The 22,078-nt window shown below is 47.0% G+C and carries 15 protein-coding genes and 2 pseudogenes; 5 read left to right on the top strand and 12 right to left on the bottom strand.

The features are described 5' to 3' along the window. Positions 1-54 precede the first annotated feature (54 nt). The 3 genes from D791_RS21300 to D791_RS02245 all read right to left on the bottom strand — a co-directional run bounded on the left by D791_RS21300 (position 55) and on the right by D791_RS02245 (position 3,985). Positions 55-2,076, bottom strand: coding sequence for a methyl-accepting chemotaxis protein (locus tag D791_RS21300; RefSeq protein WP_051513981.1), 2,022 nt, complete (start codon positions 2,074-2,076; stop codon positions 55-57). A gap of 160 nt (positions 2,077-2,236) precedes the next feature. Next, a complete protein-coding gene (gene gloA2, locus D791_RS02250; protein WP_036507122.1) occupies positions 2,237-2,620 on the bottom strand; it encodes an SMU1112c/YaeR family gloxylase I-like metalloprotein in 384 nt (127 codons plus the stop codon). Between the two features lie 15 nt (positions 2,621-2,635). Beyond that, a complete protein-coding gene (locus D791_RS02245) occupies positions 2,636-3,985 on the bottom strand; it encodes an MFS transporter (protein ID WP_036507118.1) in 1,350 nt (449 codons plus the stop codon). Positions 3,986-4,058: 73 nt separating this feature from the next. Between D791_RS02245 and D791_RS02240 the strand changes: the two genes are divergently transcribed. The 3 genes from D791_RS02240 to D791_RS02230 all read left to right on the top strand — a co-directional run bounded on the left by D791_RS02240 (position 4,059) and on the right by D791_RS02230 (position 6,804). After that, on the top strand, positions 4,059-4,679 hold the full coding sequence (locus D791_RS02240; RefSeq protein ID WP_036507116.1) for a LysE family translocator: 621 nt from the start codon (positions 4,059-4,061) through the stop codon (positions 4,677-4,679). Between the two features lie 91 nt (positions 4,680-4,770). After that, the gene (locus tag D791_RS02235; protein ID WP_036507115.1) at positions 4,771-5,616 is read left to right on the top strand and encodes an AAA family ATPase; all 846 of its coding nucleotides are present in this window, start codon (positions 4,771-4,773) and stop codon (positions 5,614-5,616) included. A 15-nt stretch (positions 5,617-5,631) separates the two neighbouring features. After that, positions 5,632-6,804, top strand: coding sequence for a vWA domain-containing protein (locus tag D791_RS02230; protein WP_036507114.1), 1,173 nt, complete (start codon positions 5,632-5,634; stop codon positions 6,802-6,804). A gap of 75 nt (positions 6,805-6,879) precedes the next feature. On the opposite strand, the pseudogene fdhA reads toward D791_RS02230, so the two are convergent. The 3 genes and pseudogenes from fdhA to D791_RS02215 form a co-directional block, all read right to left on the bottom strand. Next, a pseudogene (gene fdhA, locus D791_RS02225) lies at positions 6,880-8,078 on the bottom strand (formaldehyde dehydrogenase, glutathione-independent). Positions 8,079-8,408: 330 nt separating this feature from the next. After that, positions 8,409-10,364 carry a methyl-accepting chemotaxis protein gene (locus D791_RS02220; protein WP_036507113.1) on the bottom strand — a complete coding sequence of 652 codons (1,956 nt, stop codon included), beginning with the start codon at positions 10,362-10,364 and terminating at the stop codon, positions 8,409-8,411. Between the two features lie 226 nt (positions 10,365-10,590). After that, positions 10,591-12,858: a QueT transporter family protein gene (locus D791_RS02215; protein ID WP_202806789.1), complete on the bottom strand. Its 2,268-nt coding sequence runs from the start codon at positions 12,856-12,858 to the stop codon at positions 10,591-10,593. A 123-nt stretch (positions 12,859-12,981) separates the two neighbouring features. Between D791_RS02215 and D791_RS02210 the strand changes: the two genes are divergently transcribed. Together D791_RS02210 and thiI are read left to right on the top strand one after the other, a co-directional pair. After that, positions 12,982-14,469 (top strand): uracil permease, encoded by a 1,488-nt coding sequence (locus D791_RS02210; protein WP_036507111.1) that lies wholly within the window; start codon positions 12,982-12,984, stop codon positions 14,467-14,469. A 91-nt stretch (positions 14,470-14,560) separates the two neighbouring features. Beyond that, positions 14,561-16,039, top strand: coding sequence for a tRNA uracil 4-sulfurtransferase ThiI (gene thiI, locus D791_RS02205; RefSeq protein ID WP_036507102.1), 1,479 nt, complete (start codon positions 14,561-14,563; stop codon positions 16,037-16,039). 34 nt (positions 16,040-16,073) lie between these two features. On the opposite strand, the gene D791_RS20240 is transcribed toward thiI, so the two are convergent. The 6 genes and pseudogenes from D791_RS20240 to odhB form a co-directional block, all read right to left on the bottom strand. Then, positions 16,074-16,409 carry a YbgA family protein gene (locus D791_RS20240; protein WP_237748475.1) on the bottom strand — a complete coding sequence of 112 codons (336 nt, stop codon included), beginning with the start codon at positions 16,407-16,409 and terminating at the stop codon, positions 16,074-16,076. Then, positions 16,328-17,029 (bottom strand): 2-thiouracil desulfurase family protein, encoded by a 702-nt coding sequence (locus D791_RS02200; RefSeq protein WP_202806787.1) that lies wholly within the window; start codon positions 17,027-17,029, stop codon positions 16,328-16,330. Before D791_RS02200 ends, D791_RS20240 begins: the two co-directional genes overlap by 82 nt. Before the next feature lie 139 nt (positions 17,030-17,168). Then, on the bottom strand, positions 17,169-18,050 hold the full coding sequence (sucD, locus tag D791_RS02195) for a succinate--CoA ligase subunit alpha (RefSeq protein WP_036507100.1): 882 nt from the start codon (positions 18,048-18,050) through the stop codon (positions 17,169-17,171). 2 nt (positions 18,051-18,052) lie between these two features. Beyond that, positions 18,053-19,218 (bottom strand): annotated as a pseudogene (gene sucC, locus D791_RS02190) (ADP-forming succinate--CoA ligase subunit beta). Between the two features lie 130 nt (positions 19,219-19,348). Continuing rightward, positions 19,349-20,785 carry a dihydrolipoyl dehydrogenase gene (lpdA, locus tag D791_RS02185; RefSeq protein ID WP_036507098.1) on the bottom strand — a complete coding sequence of 479 codons (1,437 nt, stop codon included), beginning with the start codon at positions 20,783-20,785 and terminating at the stop codon, positions 19,349-19,351. Positions 20,786-20,824: 39 nt separating this feature from the next. Beyond that, on the bottom strand, positions 20,825-22,039 hold the full coding sequence (gene odhB / locus D791_RS02180) for a 2-oxoglutarate dehydrogenase complex dihydrolipoyllysine-residue succinyltransferase (RefSeq protein WP_036507096.1): 1,215 nt from the start codon (positions 22,037-22,039) through the stop codon (positions 20,825-20,827). Positions 22,040-22,078 lie beyond the last annotated feature (39 nt).

Below are 22,078 nucleotides of genomic sequence, written 5' to 3'. Positions count from 1 at the left end.
TAAGCCTTGCGTTTTGCAAGGCTTATTATACCGCTAAAATCAGTTAAAGTGGGGTTATTGGTTACGTAAGGCTTTTAACTGATCAATAGCAGCGACCTCATGGTCAATATGATCCATGGTTTCTGTCATTTTAGCGATGGTATGTATATTGCCTTCAACCTCCCCCTCTGCCACGCGCGAGGCTTCAGAGAGTGTTACCATTTCCAGGCTCAGCTGCTGAGCACTCTCTGTTATACTATTCATCGCTGTTTCTGTATGTTCTAGCGTATCCCGAATGGCCACTATCGCGGTTGTTACCGATTTAATCGTTGCGCCAGTTTGATCCAAGCTTTTTTGTGTATTCTGAGATAACTGTCGAACCTCATCAGCCACCACCGCAAATCCTCGACCGGCTTCCCCCGCCCTAGCCGCTTCAATTGCTGCATTTAAGGCCAACAAATTGGTTTGATCCGCAATCCCGGAGATCACTTGCAGTATCGAAAGTACCTCTTCAGAGTTTTTTTGCAACCCCGACACTCGGGCCTGAAGCTGATGTCGCTGCGATGTCTGTTTTTCAATCACATCTGAAAACACATTAAACTGTGACTGCATCGATTGAAGCGAATGCCCCGTACTCTGTGCATAATTGGCAACGTTATTAAAGCTCTCGACCATCTCCCTTAATAAAGGACGATACTCAGTAAGATGCTCGACCAAGGTGGCCTGCACTCGGTTAATCTGCTCTAAACTCTGAATCTTTGATGCCATGAAAAACATACGAAAATGGCTGTACTGAATAGGGAACTGGTCCACATACTCATCGCGGAAGACATCTCCTGGCTTGATTTTAAAAAACAACAAGGCCGTGAGTGTCTGGTTCATATGCACCCCGAGAATCTCACCAAAGGTTGAGAAGCCCGCCACCTTCATCTGATCAAAGTCTTTAATTTGGCTCAACTGATTGGCATTGTTCAAACGTCTAAGAATGCAGTCATTGGCCAACATGGCAAAAGGAGGCACTGGCTTCGACTGCATGACCTGTTTAAACGCTTGCGTTGTACTTGACACAAAATCCTTAGCTTTAACCAAGAACAAACGGTCGCCAAAGGTCAAATCACAAAAAAAGTTGATTGACTCAGTCTGTTCATTAATGCCCGAAACCGAGCGAATAAACAATTCGCCACCTATTTCAACTGCAAACGAATAGCCTGCAAGCATGGAACTCAGCTGGCCGGGTTTACATTTAAAATGGTTACAGAGGAATGAGACAATACTCACAATCCGTGTGCTGCCCTCTGGCATAACCGTGTTGACGACACGTGCCGCTTCGTCAGAATCAGCCACAATAAACGATAGGTTAGTTTTCTGGAAATTATGAGTTTTTAAAATGCTGTAGCGAATATCGCTGGCAAGTCGCACAAAAATCACTACGGCGCAATTTTGAGCCACTTTCTGGCCGTCATGAACCAAGGCTTGGCGAAAATCCAACTTTCCGCCTGCGGAACCTCCAATAAAATAGCAAGGGAAGCGCTCACTCTCGTAGAGCGCTTGCATAAAAAAGTTTTCGCTGCTGGTTAAACCATCAATAAAGGTTAATGCCAGCGTGTTCTGAAAATTAACATCAAATGGAAGTTTGATTTTCTTTATTTCACTTTCAATGGCTTTTACACGTTGCTGACGAGTCAATCCGGCGCGTCCTGATCGTATGTCTTCACAATGCAGTGGAACAGACGCCACATGCACCTGTGCAAAGACCTCGTCACTGTAACTTTGCAAAACAATGTTATCCCAGTGTTTATCAGCGGAATGATATAACTGATTCCCACAGGAGCTGAGCTCTCCAGCGGTCATCACTCCGACCAAATTTTTAGCAAAGGGCATTGCATTTTTGAGTGAACGAACCGTCGCATCAAACTCTAAATGCGGCGAAATAAACGCTAACACTAAGGCAACATTTGCACCGTCAAATTGGAGTTGACGCAACCGCTCAGCGGAAATATCTCGGCTGCTAATCTGTTGAACTTTAATGGACTCGACATCAACTGAATGTACAGACTTCTGGGACTTCTGATCCCTTCCAAACCATGAAAAAGCCATATTAACTCCAAGAGTGAACACTTGTAATACCACACCTCGAAGTCAAATCACTCTTCGACAGCCACTCAATCCATAATTCAAGGCGTGCTCTTTTTATAAGCATGACGTATAAAGACAAAATTTCAATACGACATTAAGCCGACAAAACCCATATTTAGTCTTAGGTTTCATAAAGTTCGATCGGAAGTCCATCAGGATCGGAAAAAAACAGAAAGCGTTTGCCTGTATACTCATCCATGCGTATCGCTTCTGTTTTTACCGCATTTTCCTCTAGATAACCTTGATACTGCTCAATATTCGCCACTTTAAAGGCTAAATGACGCAACCCACAAGCCTCTGGATAAGAGGGGCGCTTTGGCGGTTCAGGAAAAGAGAAGAGTTCTAACTGCCCACCATCTGGCAATAGCAAATCTAACTTCCAAGAGGCTCTGTCAGCACGGTAGTGCTCAGCGAGTATCTTAAGCCCTAGTGTTTGAGTGTAAAACGATTTAGACACCTCATAATTTGAGCAAATAATGGCAGCATGATGTATACCCAATAACATGTTTCATCCTCACAACTAGGGGGCATCTGCCCGAGTGGATGGCTCTTTCCAGCTCACCGCCGTGTCAATTCCTCGCCCCTCGTTGACGGGCAGTATGGTCAGGATTGCAAGCATAAATAGAATCAAACAAAACACGATGGCATCTGCCAAGCCAAATGCCCATTGCATCAGCCCCAGACCTAGAATGCCAAATACAGCGGCCAATTTTGATGCCATTCCCCAAAAGCCAAAAAACTCAGCTGCTTTCGCCCTTGGCGACAAGGTGCCGACCAGTGCTCGAGCGGAAGACTGGGAAGCACCAAGACTCAATCCAGAGAGAACACCCGCAACCAAAAAAACATACTGAGCTTGCCACTCGACGCCCAAGCTAACATTCAACAATTGAGTCAGTGATGGGGTTTGCCAAATCGCCAAAATCGCCAGTATCCACAACCACAAAGTCAAGATGTAAATGTATCGGGCACCTTTGAGTGTTTGTAGAACTCCAAAACCTAACGCACCGATAGCGGCCGTCACTTGTACAGTCACAAACATCAGCACGCGAACATGATCCTCCCAACCGATGACTTGAGCACCGTAGATAAAGGAGAAGGCAATAATGATGTAGATACCCGCCATGGAAAAAAAGATGGACACCAACAACCAACGCAAGTCATTAAATCGGTGCATCTGAGAAAGCGTATCCATGAGTCGAACTTTTGCAATATTGCTCCAGGTCTCATGTTGAGGCTTGGCACGCTTCGGTGCTTTTTCCGTCAGCCAAATAAAGGTAGGAATCGCAGCGACTAAGAAGAAAATACCTGCGAAGGGGCCAACCCAGCGTACATTTTCAAAATTTTCGTCAGACACTTCGCCCAAAAAAAGCAAGGCAACAATCGTGGCCACCATCCCACCTAAGTAGCCCACTGACCAACCCAGGCCCGAAATCCAGCCCAAGGACTTTCTCGGCCCTAAATCCGTTAAAAAGCTGGCAATAAAGCCCTCGCCCATTGCATAAGCAAAGTTTGAAAGCACAATCAGCACAATGGCAGGAAATATCCAACCTGGCTCAATGAAATAGAGTAAGGAAGTGGTAATGACGGTGAGCACGTAACTTGCAAACAAAAATTGCTTACGACGTTTAGAGTAATCCATCACCGCGCCACACACCGGATTCGCAACGACCACCATGGCATAACTCAATGCCAGAGCACCGCTCCATAGCAGGTTACCCAAACGATAATCCGGCGCATCGCCAACAATTATCCGCGTGAAAAGATCGCCATACACGACGGTAATGATCAGGAGCGTATAGGCTTGGTTAGCAAAGTCAAACATCGACCAACCAAAAATCTCCCGTTTCGCAGCCAATTGTGTGTTTTCCATGGCTTACCTACTCTGATTTAAGATTCAATGCCTTATACTATTATTATTTTTAACGAAGAGCGATGTTCTACCTATGATATTGCAATGGAGTGACTGGCTCGCGCTCGCGGGCATTTTTATTTTAGGCGCGATGTCACCAGGCCCTAGTTTGGCCGTCATCATTAAACACAGTCTGTACGGTGGGCGTACGCAAGGCATGATTGCCGCCCTCTCCCACGGGCTCGGCATCGGACTTTATGCGGCCCTTAGCATGCTTGGAATTGCCAGTATAATGGTGGCCGCTCCTTGGCTCATCACTCTATTGCAATTGGCTGGTGCTGGATTTTTACTGTATCTCGCCTTTATGTCTTTGCGCAGTGCTCTCGGAAAGTCCTCTGCGAGCTTGCCTGTCGAGCAGACGTCTTCACATCACGCGTTGGCATGGCGCGAGGGTTTTTTAATCGCATTTTTGAACCCCAAAGTCCCCTTATTCTTTGTTGCGCTGTTTAGCCAATTCCTAAGCCCTGAGCAATCCCCGCTGACAAAAGTCCTCGTCGCAGGCATGGCAATGGGGATTGATACCGTTTGGTATTTACTGGTCGCCTTTATTCTATCCAACCCTCAAAGTCGCCACTTCTTTATGAAGATGCGTCAAGGAGTTGATCTTATTTTCGGACTTTTGTTGGTGTTCGTTGCTTCACGACTGCTTTTTTAACGAAGCATCGCCAGTTTGTATGGCCATTTGAGCTCTGACACGAGTAAGGGTAAACTCGTATTATTCGTTTATATTGATGAGTGTCCCTGTCATGCAGTTCAAAGGTTCTGAAAAATACGTCGCCACACCCGAACTACAAGTGGCGGTAAATGCCGCTCTGACTTTAGAAAAGCCCCTATTAATTAAAGGGGAACCTGGCACAGGTAAAACACTTCTGGCTGAAGAGGTCGCCCGTGTTTTGAATCGCCCTCTGATCAGCTGGCATATAAAGTCAACTACCAAGGCACAACAAGGCTTGTATGAATACGATGCTGTCTCGCGCCTACGGGACTCGCAACTCGGCCGTGAGCGAGTAGAAGACATCAGTCACTACATTGTTCCAGGAAAACTGTGGGAAGCCTTTAGTCATGAAGAGCCCTGTGTGCTGCTGATCGACGAGATTGATAAAGCCGACATAGAGTTTCCCAATGATCTTTTATTAGAACTCGACCGCATGGAGTTCTACGTTTATGAAACAAAACAGCAAATTAAAGCCGTCCATCGCCCGCTGGTGATCATTACTTCCAATAATGAAAAAGAGCTGCCGGATGCCTTCCTGCGTCGCTGCTTTTTTCATTACATTCGCTTTCCTGATAAACACACAATGGAACAGATTATCCAGGTGCATTTCCCTCGCATTCAAGAAGAACTGGTGCAGAAAGCCTTGGCCGTTTTTTACGATTTACGCGAAATGTCAGGTTTAAAGAAAAAGCCCAGCACCTCTGAGCTGATCGACTGGTTGAAGCTTTTAATGTCGGACGAGATCTCACGCTCACTCTTATTGGAAAAAGACGCCCTGAATTCCGTTCCTCCTCTTTGCGGTGCCCTCATCAAAAATGAACAGGATGCATCTCTACTGGAGCGACTTGCATTCATGATTAGACGTCAGAATCGTTAATACTCGGACAGCAGCATGCTAATCGATTTTTTTGAAACACTGCGCTCGAAAGAGATCCCCGCTACACCGAGAGAGCTGCTGGACTTGATTCGCGCATTACAAGCCGACCTTGCCTTTGCCAGCATGGACGATTTCTATCTTTTGGCACGCACCTGTTTGGTAAAAGATGAAAAACTCTATGATCGCTTTGACCTCGCCTTTTCGCAGTTTTTTGAGGGTGTCGAAGCAGCAGATGCCTCGCTGTCGAGCCTAGTGCCCGATGATTGGCTGCAGAAAACATTTGAGCGTTATCTATCCGATGAGGATAAAGCCAAACTCAAAGGCTATGAAAGCTTAGATGAACTCATGGAGGCCTTTAAACAACGCCTTGATGAACAAACCGAGCGTCATGCTGGTGGAAACAAGTGGATTGGCACGGGTGGAACCTCTGCATTTGGGCACGGTGGTTATCATCCCGAAGGCATTCGCGTGGGGGGTGAGTCCCGTCATCGTAAGGCAGTAAAGGTGTGGGAAAAGCGCGAATTCCGCAACCTCGATGATCGCCAAATGCTGGCTGATCGAAACCTACAAGTTGCACTTAAGCGTTTGCGCAAGTTTGCTCGCACAGGAGCTCATGAAGAGCTGGATTTAGACGGAACCATCCGGGCCACCGCTCAAAAAGGCTACCTTGATATTCAAACCGTCAGAGAAAAGCATAACGCGGTGAAGGTCTTGCTACTCTTGGATATCGGGGGGTCTATGGATGATCATATTCAACGAATTGAAGCCCTGTTTAGCGCCTGCCGTAATGAGTTTAAGCATCTGGAGCACTTTTATTTTCATAACTGTGTGTATGAATCTGTCTGGAAGGACAATACAAGGCGTTTTGATCAACGTATTAGCACCTACGATTTAATTCACAAATATGGGCAGGACTACAAGGTCATCTTGGTCGGTGATGCATCCATGTCCCCATATGAAATTGCGGCACCTGGGGGCAGTGTCGAACACTTCAATGAAGAAACAGGCCAAGTATGGTTAAGCCGTATTATCAAGCAATGGCCTTCCTTGGTTTGGCTGAACCCTGTTCCTGATAGCGCATGGATGTATACTCAATCCATCCAAATGATTCAACAACAGATCGAAGGCCGAATGTTTCCGATGACGCTTGAAGGACTTGAGCGAGCCATGAAATGTTTAGCGAAGTAACCGTTAATTGTTTTAGCAATCAACATCAAAAGAAAGGCCTGTGAAGGCCTCTCGATAAGTGACACAAATTACCGACTAAGCAGCAAAGAGCCTGTGAGGATCGATGACAAATTTTTTCGCAGCACCTCCATCAAAGTCAGCATAGCCTTTGGGTGCATCATCCAGTGAAATAACCTGAACGTTAACCGCTTTTGCAATCTGAACCTTGTCGAACAAAATGGCCTGCATCAATTGACGGTGGTATTTCATGACAGGACACTGCCCCGTATGGAAGGAGTGGGATTTTGCCCAACCCAAGCCAAAGCGCATACTCAAACTACCTTGCTTGGCCGCATCATCATGCGCGCCCGGATCTTCTGTAACATATAAGCCAGGTATACCGATCTGACCGCCCGCTCGGGTAATGTCCATCATTGAATTTAAAACGGTTGCAGGTTTTTCTTCATGGTGACAATGACCATGGCAACGGGCTTCAAATCCAACACAATCAACTGCTGCATCCACTTCAGGAACGCCCAGAATTTGCTCCAAAAGCTCGGGCAATTCAGCATCTTGACGAAGATCGATTGTCTCGCAGCCAAAGCTTTTTGCTTGCGCCAAACGATCAGGAATCATATCCCCGACAATAACACAGGCTGCACCCAGCAACTGAGCCGAGACGGCAGCCGCGAGTCCAACGGGCCCAGCACCTGCAATGTACACGGTTGAACCGGGTCCAACACCAGCTGTAACACAGCCATGGAAACCCGTTGGGAAAATATCGGATAATAGGGTCAAATCACGAATTTTTTCCCGTGCTTGGTCTGAGTCAGGGAATTTGAGTAGATTAAAGTCAGCGTACGGCACCATGACATACTCGGCCTGACCGCCAACCCATCCTCCCATATCAACATAGCCGTAGCTGCGCCCGGACGTGCGGGGTTCACGTTCAAGCAGATACCTGTCCGACCCTCCTTACAGTTACGGCAACGGCCGCAAGCAATGTTAAATGGAACAGAGACTATATCTCCGACCTTAAGAAATTCGACATCTCGACCACATTCGATGATTTCACCTGTAATCTCATGCCCTAAGACGAGCCCTGAAGGCGCTGTGGTGCGGCCGCGAACCATGTGTTGGTCACTACCACAAATATTGGTTGTGAGGACTTTGAGGATAACACCGTGTTGACACTGGCGCTTGCCGATAGACAGTTCAGGAAAGGCAATCGAACGAACTTCAACCTCTCCAGGGCCTGTGTACACTACACCGCGATTTCCGGTAGAAATAGCCATGGCTTTTCTCCATTTATGGTTATTTTAGCGGTCCATAACTTACGGAACGCCGATACAGTGTAGGGATGAAAATGCGAAGTGAATTATTTAAATACGGCGTTAAACGAGATGGTTACGACACCACAGCTAAGGAAAAAAACCGCGTATCCTCGTCAGAGGTATCGATTGTGAATGAATCTATTGAGATAACTCTTCAAGGTATAGAGCTAATAAATCCCACCTTTCGACCTGTGGTTGAACATTAAATAACCTAGAAAATTGAGTGTGCAATTTTCCTAGGTTTGAGAATTGAATCGAGTTTAAAGACTTACCCGACTCTGGTCAGTAGGATCATGTTTTAAAGGCTTTAACTAGGCTATCCAACTGTTGAGACAGTTTTGCAAGTGATGAAGATGTATACTTCACCTGCTCCGACATCTCATTGACTCGCTGAGCATCACCATTCACCTCGGCGATATGGCGATTAATCTCCTCAGCAACCTGGTGCTGTTCTTCCGCTGCCGCCGCAATTTGCGTATTCATATCCCGGATCATGTCCACTGATGCTCTAACACGATCAAAACTTTCAGTCACAGCCCGAATGCTGGCGACCGTTTTTCCAGTGGCTTGCTGACTCGCCGACATGCGCTGGCTTACTAATGCGGTACGTGTGTTGAGTTTACTCAGCAGAGAGTTGATCTCTTCGGTCGAATCCGCCGTTCGCTGTGCCAACCCCCGCACTTCATCCGCCACTACAGCAAAGCCTCTACCATGGTCACCTGCTCGCGCTGCCTCTATAGCCGCATTGAGTGCTAACAAATTGGTCTGCTCGGCTACACCCCGTATTGTGTCAAGAATCAGGTTGATATTGCGCGAGTCCTCCTCTAGTTGCACAATGGCACTGACAGAGTCCTCAATCTCAGAATTAAGTCGGTCCACTTCTGCAACGGCTACGTTGATGCTGGTCTGGCCTGCTTGGGCCTCTTGATAGCCATTATCGGCAGCTTGGGCTGCATTGCTGCATGACTTAGCAACCTCGTTGGCTGTGGCGACCATTTCATGAAAAGCCGTTGACACCATATCGACGGAGTGACCTTGACGCCCAGCTGTATCGGTCATATCCTGCGACAGTTTGGTTGACTCCGCTGAAGACACCTTCAAGCCCTCAGCACTTAAAGTAATTTCTGACACTAATTTTCGTATCGATTTCAAAAAATGGTTGAACCAGTTCGACAACTCGGACAACTCATCTCGCCCCTTGACCGACAACTCTCGAGTCAAATCCCCCTCTCCCTGAGCGATCTCTTTAAGGCTCTCTGAGACGGCGCGAATAGGTCTGACAATCACATCAGCCGTAAGCTTACCAACCAAAGAGAAGAGTAATACCATAACCAGCACGACCAACGACAAGATACCGATCATTCGATTTGCTGGCCCCATCACTTCGTTATACTCAATTAAACCGATGTAACGCCAACCAAGGCCGGGTGACTCATAAACCGATACCATATAGTCAGTACCAGACAAACGTATACGCTTCCCCCCCGCAGTTGCATCAGACAAGGCACGATAGTCCGCTGAAAGCTCTTTAATATTCTTAAAGTTGTGTTCAGGATTGGCGGCATCGACCAGTATATTACCACTGGCTTCAAGCAGCATCAGATAGCCCGTCTCGCCCAACTTAATGTCACGAACCATTGCCGTCAATTGACCAAGCGACACATCCAAACCGATGGCACCACCCTGCCTGCCAAGCGTATTGGCTGTACTCATAACAGTACTCACAATCACCGCATCGTCGGGCTCCCAATAATAGGCAGAGGTTCTGACAGGTACATTCGGCTGTGCCATTGCCGCTTGAAACCAAGGGCGCTGCCGTGGATCGTAGCGTGCGGATACACTTCCGAGTGGCCACTGAATATACGCGCCTTCCGATGTCCCCATATACACATACGCTAAACCTGGATGCGTAGCTGCAAAGTGATTAAAAAGTTCAAAAACCTCTTGTTCTATCCCGCCAGCTTTATCCGGCGTCATGACCACCTCAGGGCTTGTCAAATAATGTGTGATGCTCTTATCTACCTGCATCATCAAAGGATGACTTGCAAGAAAATGAACACTTTTATTGATTGCGTCAAAATAGACCTGCATTGCGTTGTCTATCTGGCGGATTTCGCGGGAAGTACTGGCTTGGAAAGTGTCTTCCGCTTGCTGGCGCAGGTGAGTGACCACAACGGCTGAGATAATCACGATCGGCAACACCGCTAAAGCAATAAATGCCAGAATCAATTTTGTTCGTATTTTCACTGGCTAAATCCTCACTCTAGTTTTGTTACCCATCACAGTATAGAACTGTTATGGGAAAATAAATAACTAAAAGCGCCATCAAGTCCATGTATTACGACGTTTAATAAATATTTAATAGATTTCTATAAATGTTTATTCTTTAAGGATTATTGTCAAACTGAACAAATGAAAAAACGCTTGGCTAACAGCCAAGCGATTCGGATCTTAAACAATACTATGAATAAGGCTACTCAGAAACCTCATTCACCACCTCAGCGGGTAAGCGATCAAGATTGCTCACTTCAGTCGTTATTGGAGTCAACAGTGGCTCAAACCATCCTGCAAAATACCCCACTCCCGCTAAAATCAGTAACAGGAAAATCGCTATTATCCATTTAGGCGATTTTTGATCGGCAAAAGGGTCGTAATGCGTGCGCTTGGCACCTTTGGGTAAGCTCGCCACACCAGTAAGTGAGCCACCGAAGGGAATATTAATTCGAGCACGCGTATTCACTGCCCAACCGTTCGCATCTAACAAGGGGCCTAAATTACGCTTTCGCAGTTTTAACGAAGCCAAGAGCATGGATGGACCGGATATTAATAGCATGATGATGATAAAAACCAACGGGATTTGCCACAAGGGAAGCTGTAACAAAGAAGAGACTATAGCAGCCAGTGCCGTCCCCAGTGCACCGAATGCCAACCCCACCGCTGCAAAAATACCCGCAAACTTTGCAATATCAAATGCCTGTGCAGATACAGCTGGCTTAACTCCTTCGGCTAAACTGGCAGAGGACCTGTCCTCTACAGCTTTATCTTTCGCAGCGGCAAATTTTTGTATTTGCTCACCTATCATCCTCGCAATACGTTTGTAAGGCGACCAAAACGCCTGCCGAACACTAATCGGATTTTCAATCACCTTCACCACTGATGCATGCCAATCTCGACCATGGCGATCATAAAAAACCCCATTGCGACCCACCACCATCATATCGTCAGCGTCTCCTCCCGTCATCGCTGCAACAATAGTCATCGGAGACTCACCTAAACGAGTGCATTGACAATAGACAAGATAGGCTCCGCTTAAACTGGCCTGCTGTGAATGCCTGTCCAAATCTGAAACACGTAAACACAACTCGCAACTGCGCTGATCGAGGTAGAGTGTTCCCGCCTGGAAGATAGCTTTGCGTTTTCCACCGTAGAAATCCGACAAATTAACGTAGTTTTTAAGCAAAACCACTAGATCTCGGTTGTAGCGTGTCAAGCGCTCAACCCCTTCAACCAACTCTGCGGCCGTTTCTGCATTCAGGTCGCGCTGAATTAAATCCGCTAGCGCCTCATAGACATTACCGGCCAACAGACCTCTTAACTCCATAATGTCCATGGATGCTACAGGGCTGTCTGGTTTTTCTTGCATCCATTGACGGAAAGAGGTGAAACGTGCTGACAAATCGCTCCATGACTGAAGGGATAAAACATCACAATCACCCAAAATAGGTAAAATAACATCGGCTTTAAAGCGTTGAATCAAATCCGACCAAGCAGGGTTAACCCCTTCATTGAGGGGCAAATCTTTACCCGGTCCTACTAACGCCAAGGGCAAAGCCGCAACGCCTTCTGTTTTATCATGAAGCTGTTGATTTGCTAGGGATTGATACAACTCATCTGCAGGATTCAAAGAGACAGCGGCCTTCTCATCAAAAACTGCAAGCTGACACCGAGTGAAGAAGTCATCCACTTTCGCCTGAATAAGTGCAAACAAATCAGCCGCTGCGGCTGTGCTTTCACCTAAGGGTAAAATATCTTGTGAAGACAATTCAGCTTTTGCTAACCAATCAGATAAAGCATGCGCATCATTGAAAAATTGATCTAATGTATTTTGATTGATGCCAGGCTGCCCACTTCTGTCCATTTGCTCGCCATAACAGGCCATAATATGGCCAATGGCTTGAATTAAGGTTTCATCATTGGTGAGCTGAACCGGAATAATACCGTCACCATTGTAATGATCAGGAGTAAACAGTTGGGTGGTATCTGACACATCTTCGATCGTGATAACATCCGCATTGCCTTTGCCAAGGTATTGTAAGATCTGTTCGGCGGTTGCAAGCAGCTTAGCTCCCTCTTCATCCTCATGATTGATTGCCTCTAGAGGCAAGCGATCACCCTCTTCAAATAAAATATCAGGTGCCTTGAGCACTTTAATAACCCAACGGACGGCACGAATAATCTCAGGCGCACGTATACGGCCATCTCCATCGTTATCCAGTAACGCAAGGGTGCGCGGATCAAACTCCAATCCAACGGTTGGGCAGGCTAGAACAGACCAAAGTTTTTGATCCAACTCAGCCAAGTGCCTCAAATCGTCTGCATTTTCAATTTGCACCTGATCAAAGCCCCCTGAACGAAAAAACCGCCAAGGATAAGAGCCTGTTACGAGTGATGAGCGCATAGAGAGTTCCTTAAGATAGTCGTCCAGAGTCGAATAGACTAGTAAGTCTAAGACATTTTGCATTTTACTCCTCATCGCCCCCTGCATAGAAACAGTTTTTTTTAATTCGTGAAATATAAATACAAGGATAGGGAAAGCCTTGCTAGGCTGTTAAAATGCTCCGCTTTTACACAAGTAGAGCCCCCCATGAACGAAAAAACCTTCCATTACCCTTGGTATAAAAAAGAAGATACGGATGCTTTCTTTGCACTGTTCCAGAATAACATTGCTAACTTTGTCATTATTGCTATCTCCATGCTCGGCATGGGTTTTCCGGCCGAGATTGTCTTCGGTAAAGTGCTACCAGGTGCTGCCGTTGCCGTTATGTTTGGTAATTTTTACTACGCATGGAGTGCGGCTCGGCTAGCTAAAAAAGAACAACGTACCGATGTTACCGCTTTATCCTACGGGATTAGTACACCTGTGATGTTTGTCTTCTTATTTGGCATTTTGCTACCGGCTAAAACCCTGACTGGAGATGCTGAACTGGCGTGGAAAATCGCGGTGGCGGCGTGCTTAATTAGCGGTGTGATCGAAATCTTAATCAGCTTCATTGGTAACTGGGTGCAAAAAAACCTACCCCGAGCCGCGATGCTGGGAGCTGTTGCAGGTGTCGCCTTGACTTTTATTGCGGGGGAGATGCTGTTCAAAACACTGGAGATGCCGGTCATAGGTTTACTGGTCATCGCCATTATTTTGGTCGGACTGGTCGCGCGTGTCAGCCTTCCTTTCAATATTCCGGCATCGCTGTTTGCCATAATTATCGGAACCGCACTGGCGTATCTAATGGGCGAAACCGATACGGTCAAACTGACTGAAGCTTTTACGCATTTTGGTTTTTACCCTATTTTTCCTTCTTTTGCTTGGCTTGAGGGCTTAGGCATGCTGTTTGGTGTCGGGGCTGCGCTGATTACTGTGATTCTGCCTATTACGCTTTATAACGCCATTGAAACGATGAACAATGTTGAGGCGATGGAAGCCGCTGGTGATAAATACGATGTACGGGAGTGTCAAGCCGTTGACGGTGTAGGTACGTTGCTCGGTGCTGTGTTTGGAGGTCTATTTCCAACCACAGTGTACATCGCCACTGTTGGTGCCAAGTGGATGAATGCTGGCCGAGGCTACAGTTTGCTCAATGGTTTGGTCTATGTGTTAGCCACCTTATTTGGATTGATTGCGGTGTTGGCTGCCTTAATTCCAGTTGCCGTTGTCGCGCCTATTCTAGTGTTTGTCGGTATGTCGATGATTGCGACCAGCTTCCAAACCAATGATACTCGCTACTACCCAGCGGTCGCCTTAGCCATGCTTCCCTACTTCGCCAACTATCTGTCGACACGTTTTGGGCGAGGCGCCAGTGAGGTCATGGCCGGTATTTCTGAGGGAATTGTCCCCTTAGGTCAAGGCGCGATGTTTACAGCCATTCTACTGGGTGCCATTGCCGTCAGTGTGATCGACCGCCACTTTAAACGTGCAACCGTATTTGCGCTGATTGCAGCGGCTCTCTCTTTCATCGGGCTAATGCATGCTCCAAAGCTCGGCTTTTATGCAGCACCCGACTTTGTACAAGGTTATCTGATCATGGCGGCCTTTTTTGCTTACTATGTCGTCAAAGCGCCGACAGCAAAAAGCAGTTAACAAATAAAAACTGCCAAAGCCCCTTATTTTCCATTAAAATAATGGGCTTTTTGTCGCATCGTCGGCGACCAACCTAATCAACACGTATCGCATGAAATTTATTATTCGCCTCTTCCCCGAAATCACGATAAAAAGTCGTGGTGTCCGTCAGCAGTATATTAAGCAGCTGAAAAAAAACATACGCCACTTGGTTAAACCCATCTGTGAGCTTAGCCGCGTTGGTGGCTGCTGGGATTTACTGGAAGTCGAAACCGATCCAAGTACATCGACTGCCCAGATTCAAGCCATCAGCGATGCGCTGACACGAATCCCCGGTATTCATCATTTTATGGAAACGCAAGAACACCCACTGCCGGATATTGAGGGAATCTGCACGCTGACTCTCAGTACGGTGGCCGAACGTTTGCAGAATAAAACCTTTGCCGTGCGGGTTCAGCGAGCCGGGATTCATTCCTATAGTTCCTTGGAGCTTCAAAGGAAGGTTGGTGCTTATCTGTTGGAGCATTCCTCCGCAGCCGGGGTGAATCTGACATCACCCGACGAGCTTGTACTGTTGCAAATACACCACGATCGACTGTTTATCGTAGGCAGGCGTCGTGAGGGACTGGGTGGCTACCCTTTGGGAACACAGGAGAATGTAGTTACGCTGATGTCTGGCGGCTTTGATTCAAGTGTAGCGGCCTATCAAATGCTGCAACGAGGCATCTACACCCACTTTGTTTTCTTCCGTTTAGGCGGAGCTGCTCATGAGGAGGGCGTCAAACGGGTGGCCCATTATCTTTGGTCGCAATACTGCCAGTCCCATCAAGTTAAGTTTGTTACCGTGCCTTTTGAAGGCGTCGTCGAGCATATTTTGACGCACGTCGATCAGGGACTCATGGGGGTAATACTTAAACGAGCAATGATACGTTGTGCTGATCAGTTGGCCCGAAAGCTGAAAACCTCGGCACTCGTTACGGGCGAAGCGATTGCACAAGTATCCAGTCAAACGCTGACCAATCTCCAAATCATTGATCAAACGGTTCCCCGATTGATTCTCCGCCCCTTAATCAGTGCTAACAAACAGCTGATTATTGACCAAGCGCGGGCTATTGGTGTTGCTGAGCTTTGCGAACGAATTCCGGAATATTGTGGTGTCATTAGCCAGCGCCCGACCTCTCGTGCAAAATTAACCGAGATCGAAGCCGCAGAAGATGCAATGGACTCGCTGGTTCTTCAAGACGCCGTCACATCTGCCGTATTCCAGTCGATTACACAGGTGCTCAACGAAACTCCCGACATACCTCAGGTTGAAGAAGGACAGATTGCAAGCGAGCCGGATGATCGAGTGGTGATTATCGATATTCGTGCACCCGACGAACGTGAGTCTTCACCGTTAAAAAACCAGGGATATCCCGTTATCGAACTGCCCTTTTATCGACTTCACTCCCAGTTCGCAAACTTGGATCAGAGTAAAGAATACTGGTTATATTGCGATCAAGGCATCATGAGCAAACTGCAAACTCAGAACCTCCTGAGTGCTGGATTTAGCAATATCAAAATCTGCCCTGCTCGTTTACTAGCAGAGTAATCCGTACAAAAGCGGTCTGATTAGACCGCTATTCTCAATAGCCGTAATGGAGTTTGAGCGCTTGCGGATGTGGGTTTAAATACACTTGCTGCGCAATATATTCTTCATCAAACTCGTTGAGATAATGACGAATCAAGGTAATGGGGACTAACAACGGAAGCAGTCCTTGGTTATATTTAGCAATCGATTCCGTCAACTCTTGCTTTTGTTTAGGCGTAAGCCTGTCGGAAAAAAATCCTTGTATATGCTGTAACACATTGGTGTGATTTTTCCGTGTCGCTGGATGCATCAGTGCTTGCATAAACAATTGATAGTACTGCTCTGCGTCTTGTTCAATATCATCACTGAAGTTCGCAACATAACGGCCCAATTCACGGTAGTGTGCCTGATGATGCGCCAACAATAAGAATTTATAACGGGTATGAAAAGCGACCAACGATTGGCGCGTGATGCTTCATGCTTAAGCGTTTTCCAGGCGTGGTTTGCAAATACACGTGTAATAAAATTTTCTTTTAAGACGAGATCATGTAAGCGGCCATCCTCCTCTACGGGAAGGTAAGGATAGATCCGCTGCAAATTCGCTGTGTAAAGCCCTACACCTGATTTACGGCTATACCCGGTACGACCATCATATACCCTAACCCGCTCCATGCCACAGGACGGTGATTTTGCACAGACAATATAGCCACTTAAATAATCAAGCGTTGAGATCCGCTTTTCACTAAAGGCCTGCATAGCATCGGTAACATCAAAGCTTTTATCAGAGGCCAATAAGCGCATGCCTGACTCTTCCTGAACCAAACGTATGGTCGGTCTAGGTGTGCTTAATCCTATGGCCATTTCAGGACAAACAGGCACATACGAAAAGACCTGGGAAAGCTCCTGCATGCAATACTGAGAGGCTTTATGACCGCCATCATAACGGACCTTTTCACCGAGCAAACACGCACTAATCCCTATTTGGATACTATCTGGATTAAACTGGCTCATGCTGGTTTGATACTCCTTTGTCGTGTGTATTTGTCGACACGACGCCAACTCAGCCGTCATGTTTACGAATAACGTTAGCAGCTTAAAACAAAAAAAGCAGCTTTCGCTGCTTTTTTGAGTAGAGACTAGGACGTCGTAATTACTTAGTCGCCCAACCCGTTACTTCAGCCAGAGCCTTGCCGATATCAGCCAGTGAACGAACAGTCTTCACACCAGCGTCTTCAAGTGCTGCGAACTTCTCGTCTGCAGTTCCTTTACCACCAGAAATGATTGCGCCCGCATGGCCCATACGCTTACCAGCAGGAGCCGTAACACCAGCAATGTAAGATACAACAGGCTTAGTCACGTTTGCTTTGATGTAAGCAGCCGCTTCCTCTTCAGCAGAACCACCGATCTCACCGATCATAACAATCGCTTCAGTCTGTGGGTCGTTCTGGAAAAGCTCCAGAATATCGATGAAGTTAGAACCTGGAATTGGGTCGCCACCGATACCCACACAAGTGGATTGACCGAAGCCTGCATCAGTAGTTTGCTTAACCGCTTCATACGTCAGTGTACCTGAACGTGAAACGATACCCACTTTACCTGGCAAGTGAATGTGGCCAGGCATGATACCGATCTTGCACTCACCCGGAGTGATAACACCTGGGCAGTTAGGACCAATCAAACGCACACCAAGCTCATCACACTTCACTTTACACTCAAGCATATCCAACGTTGGGATACCTTCAGTGATACAAACGATCAGCTTAATGCCACCGTTTGCAGCTTCAAGGATAGAGTCTTTACAAAAAGCAGCAGGTACGTAGATAACCGATGCTTCAGCACCCGTTGCTTCAACCGCTTCAGCAACAGTATTGAACACAGGTAAACCTAAGTGCTCAGTGCCGCCTTTGCCTGGAGTGACACCGCCGACCATTTTCGTGCCGTATGCAATCGCCTGCTCTGAATGGAAGGTACCTTGACCGCCAGTGAAACCCTGACAGATGACTTTAGTGTCTTTATTAATCAGAACGGACATGATTATTTACCCTCCGCGGCTTTTACAACCTGCTGTGCAGCATCAGTCAAGCTGGTCGCTGCAATGATATCAAGACCGGATTCAGCCAGACGCTGAGCGCCGAGTTCAGCGTTATTACCTTCCAGACGTACAACAACAGGAACGTTAACACCAACTTCTTTAACCGCACCGATAATACCATCAGCAATCAGGTCGCAACGAACGATACCACCGAAGATGTTAACCAATACTGCGCTGACAGTGCTGTCAGACAGAATGATTTTGAACGCTTCAGTTACACGCTCTTTGGTCGCACCACCACCAACGTCCAGGAAGTTAGCAGGTTGGCCACCGTGCAACTTAACAATGTCCATCGTACCCATTGCAAGACCTGCACCGTTTACCATGCAACCGATGTTACCTTCAAGGGCAACATAGTTAAGCTCCCACTGAGCCGCATGCGCTTCACGCTCGTCGTCTTGTGACGGATCGTGCATCGCTTGAAGATCTTTGTGACGGTAAACCGCATTGCTGTCGATGACAATTTTTGCATCTAGCAGTGAAGGTTGCCAGCATCAGTGATAACCAAAGGGTTGATCTCTAACAGAGCCAAATCTTTTTCTTGGAACATTTTCGCAAGACCCATGAAGATCTGTACGAACTGCTTGATTTGGTCACCTTGCAAGCCCAGTTTGAACGCCAAATCACGACCTTGATAAGGCTGAGCGCCTGTCAACGGATCGATAGTGGCTTTCAAGATTTTTTCTGGCGTTTCATGAGCAACTTTCTCGATCTCAACACCACCCTCAGTAGACGCCATGAAGACGATACGACGGCTAGAACGATCAACAACAGCGCCCAAATAAAGCTCATTGGCGATATCTGTGCAGGTTTCAACCAGAATTTTGGTAACAGGCTGACCATTGGCGTCTGTCTGATACGTGACTAAACGCTGACCCAACCATTTTTCAGCAAAAGCTTTAGCTTCTTCAGGAGAAGAAACAAGCTTTACGCCACCTGCTTTACCACGGCCACCAGCGTGAACTTGAGCTTTAACAACCCACTTATCACCACCGATTTTTTCAGCAGCTTCAGCTGCTGCTTCTGGGGTATCTACCGCGAAACCTTTGGAAACCGGCAGACCATATTGAGCAAACAGTTGTTTGCCTTGGTACTCATGAAGGTTCATGTTCTAATCCGTTGAATTATCGATTATACATGCGCAACTTTAGTAAACAGGGTTACTAAGGTTGCACGCACTTTAGACTGCGTTCAAAAAGACCGGACTTTTGGCCCGGTCTTCATTTGCAACCCTTCGGTTAGCGTTTTTTACGATTCGCAATGTGGATGGCGTGATTATCCACTGCAAGTGCGGCTTCGTGAACCGCTTCACTCACGGTTGGGTGAGCGAATACCGTCATTTGCAAATCCTCTGCAGTAGCACAAAACTCCATTGCGATAACGGCCTGAGCGATCAGCTCGGAGGCGATACCGCCTACGATATGAACGCCCAGAATTCTGTCAGTCTTTTCGTCTGCGATCATTTTGACGAAACCTTCCGTCGCATTGGCAGCCATCGCACGGCCTGATGCCGCAAATGGGAACTTACCAACTTTAATCGCTACACCTTCATTCTTAAGTTCTTGCTCGGTCTTGCCGACCCAAGCCAACTCAGGGAAGGTGTAAATGATGTTCGGGACACAATCGTAGTTTAATTGCGCTTTGTGGCCAGCAATGATATCGACAACCATGATGCCTTCTTCAGACGCCTTATGCGCAAGCATAGGACCACGAACAATATCACCAATCGCATAGATACCTGGTGCATCGGTACGGCACTGCTCATCAACAAAGATAAAGCCACGCTCGTCCAGCTTGACACCAGAGTCGTCAGATACCAAGTTTTGAGTTAATGGACGACGACCTACAGCAACAATCAGCTTATCAACGACCAAGCTTTGTTCACCGTTTGCATCGGTGTACTTAACGGTCACTTCGTTACCGTTAACTTCAGTTCCCGTGCAACGCGCACCCAGCTTGATGTCTAAACCTTGCTTAGTCATCAGCTTGTAGGCTTCTTTTGATACGTCTTGGTCGGTAACAGACAAGAATGTATCCATTGCCTCAAGTACAGTAACTTGCGATCCACAACGAGCCCAAATTGAACCCATTTCCAAACCGATAACACCTGCACCGATGATACCTAAGCGCGCTGGAACCTCGTCAATATCGAGAGCTCCCGCATTATCAAGAATCAAACCTTCAGTTAATGGCGCTGGTGGGATCTCGACAGGCACAGAGCCTGCCGCTAATACGACGTTTTCAGCAGCATGGAGGCTAACATTGCCATCTTTATCCGTTACTTCAACTTGCTTATTGGCAAGAAGACGACCTTTACCTTGCAGCAGAGTAACGCCATTTGCTTTGAATAAACCCGCGATACCACCGGTTAAGTTCTTAACGATTTGATCTTTGCGAGCAACCATTTGCTTAGGGTCGATGTGTACGTTTTCAGCCACAATACCCTGCGCAGCAAACCCGTGCTGTGCTTCATGCATTTTGTGTGTCGTTTCGAGCAGTGCTTTAGAAGGAATACAACCTACGTTTAAGCAAGTTCCACCTAAAACAGGTGCACCTTTTCCGTCAACCCATTTTTCAACGCAGGCTGTTTTCAAACCTAACTGAGCTGCACGAATCGCCGCAACATAACCGCCAGGGCCGGCACCAATCACTATGACATCAAATTTTTCAGACATTCACTTATCCTGTTTTAATTCGTTGATTACGGATGTTACTTAGACTTCAAGCAACAGACGTGCAGGGTCTTCTAACAGATCTTTTATTGTAACCAGGAATTGTACAGCCTCTTTTCCATCAATCATACGATGATCGTATGACAATGCGAGGTACATCATTGGTAAAATCACAACCTGACCATTCACAGCCATTGGGCGCTCTTGGATCTTGTGCATTCCCAAAATAGCTGTTTGTGGTGGGTTCAGAATGGGCGTAGACATCAATGAGCCAAAGACACCACCATTCGTAATCGTGAAGGTTCCACCCTGCATATCGTCCATGCCAAGCTTACCATCACGGCCACGCTTACCAAAATCAGCGATGGTCGCTTCAACGTCAGCCAAGCTCATGCTGTCTGTATCACGCAATACTGGCACCATCAAACCACGCTCAGTGGAAACAGCAACACCGATGTCTTGGTAGCCATGGTAAACCATGTCATTACCATCAATCGATGCGTTTACGGCTGGGAAGCGCTTCAATGCTTCCGTCGCCGCCTTAACGAAGAAGGACATGAAGCCTAAACGAGTGCCACCATGAACTTTTTCAAACAGATCTTTATACTGCTTACGAAGCTCCATAACAGGCTTCATGTTGACTTCGTTGTAGGTGGTTAGCATCGCGGCATTTTGTTGTGCTTCAACTAAACGCTTAGCAATGGTGGCACGCAAACGCGTCATAGGAACACGCTTTTCAACTCGGTCACCAACAGGAACATTAATAACAGCGGCAGCAGGTTTAGCTGCAGGCGCTGGAGCCGCTGCAGCTACAGGAGCGGCTGCGCTTGGATTGTTGATGTAGTTTTGAACGTCTTCTTTGGTGATCCCACCATTTTTGCCTGTACCTTGAATCTTACTGGCATCCAAGTTGTTCTCGTCGATCAACTTACGGGCAGCAGGTCCAATTTTTTCAGCATCCGTTGCAGTCACATCTGCAACAACTGCAGTTGCAGCCGCTGGCGCAGCACTTGCAACAGCCCCTGCTTCAAAAATAGCGAGAACTTCTTCGCTTAATACTGTATCGCCTTCACCCTTGATGATGGATGCAAGCACACCATCAGCAGGCGCAACGACTTCCAGAACAACTTTATCCGTTTCTATATCAACGATGAGCTCATCAGCTGCACACGCCTCACCAGGTTGTTTGTGCCAAGTTGCAACGGTACCGTCTGCAACGGATTCCGGGAATGTTGGGGCTTTAATTTCGATACTCATGCTCTTTCCTTCTATATGCTGCACTGATGTTCTTGTGAG

The sequence above is a fragment of the Nitrincola nitratireducens genome, assembly GCF_000585235.1.
GTDB lineage: Bacteria > Pseudomonadota > Gammaproteobacteria > Pseudomonadales > Balneatricaceae > Nitrincola > Nitrincola alkalisediminis.
Note: the sequence above shows the minus strand (reverse complement) of the source record. Positions and strands in the feature narration are given on the sequence as shown.

Bases quoted from the DNA above. Each gene is read 5' to 3' on its own strand.
- D791_RS02210 (WP_036507111.1), top strand. From the start codon at position 12,982: ATGAACGAAAAAACCTTCCATTACCCTTGGTATAAAAAAGAAGATACG.
- thiI (WP_036507102.1), top strand. From the start codon at position 14,561: ATGAAATTTATTATTCGCCTCTTCCCCGAAATCACGATAAAAAGTCGT.
- D791_RS02240 (WP_036507116.1), top strand. From the start codon at position 4,059: ATGATATTGCAATGGAGTGACTGGCTCGCGCTCGCGGGCATTTTTATT.
- D791_RS21300 (WP_051513981.1), bottom strand. From the start codon at position 2,076: ATGGCTTTTTCATGGTTTGGAAGGGATCAGAAGTCCCAGAAGTCTGTA.
- sucD (WP_036507100.1), bottom strand. From the start codon at position 18,050: ATGTCCGTTCTGATTAATAAAGACACTAAAGTCATCTGTCAGGGTTTC.
- odhB (WP_036507096.1), bottom strand. From the start codon at position 22,039: ATGAGTATCGAAATTAAAGCCCCAACATTCCCGGAATCCGTTGCAGAC.
- D791_RS02230 (WP_036507114.1), top strand. From the start codon at position 5,632: ATGCTAATCGATTTTTTTGAAACACTGCGCTCGAAAGAGATCCCCGCT.
- D791_RS02215 (WP_202806789.1), bottom strand. From the start codon at position 12,858: ATGCAAAATGTCTTAGACTTACTAGTCTATTCGACTCTGGACGACTAT.
- D791_RS02200 (WP_202806787.1), bottom strand. From the start codon at position 17,029: ATGAGCCAGTTTAATCCAGATAGTATCCAAATAGGGATTAGTGCGTGT.
- D791_RS02235 (WP_036507115.1), top strand. From the start codon at position 4,771: ATGCAGTTCAAAGGTTCTGAAAAATACGTCGCCACACCCGAACTACAA.
- gloA2 (WP_036507122.1), bottom strand. From the start codon at position 2,620: ATGTTATTGGGTATACATCATGCTGCCATTATTTGCTCAAATTATGAG.
- D791_RS02245 (WP_036507118.1), bottom strand. From the start codon at position 3,985: ATGGAAAACACACAATTGGCTGCGAAACGGGAGATTTTTGGTTGGTCG.
- lpdA (WP_036507098.1), bottom strand. From the start codon at position 20,785: ATGTCTGAAAAATTTGATGTCATAGTGATTGGTGCCGGCCCTGGCGGT.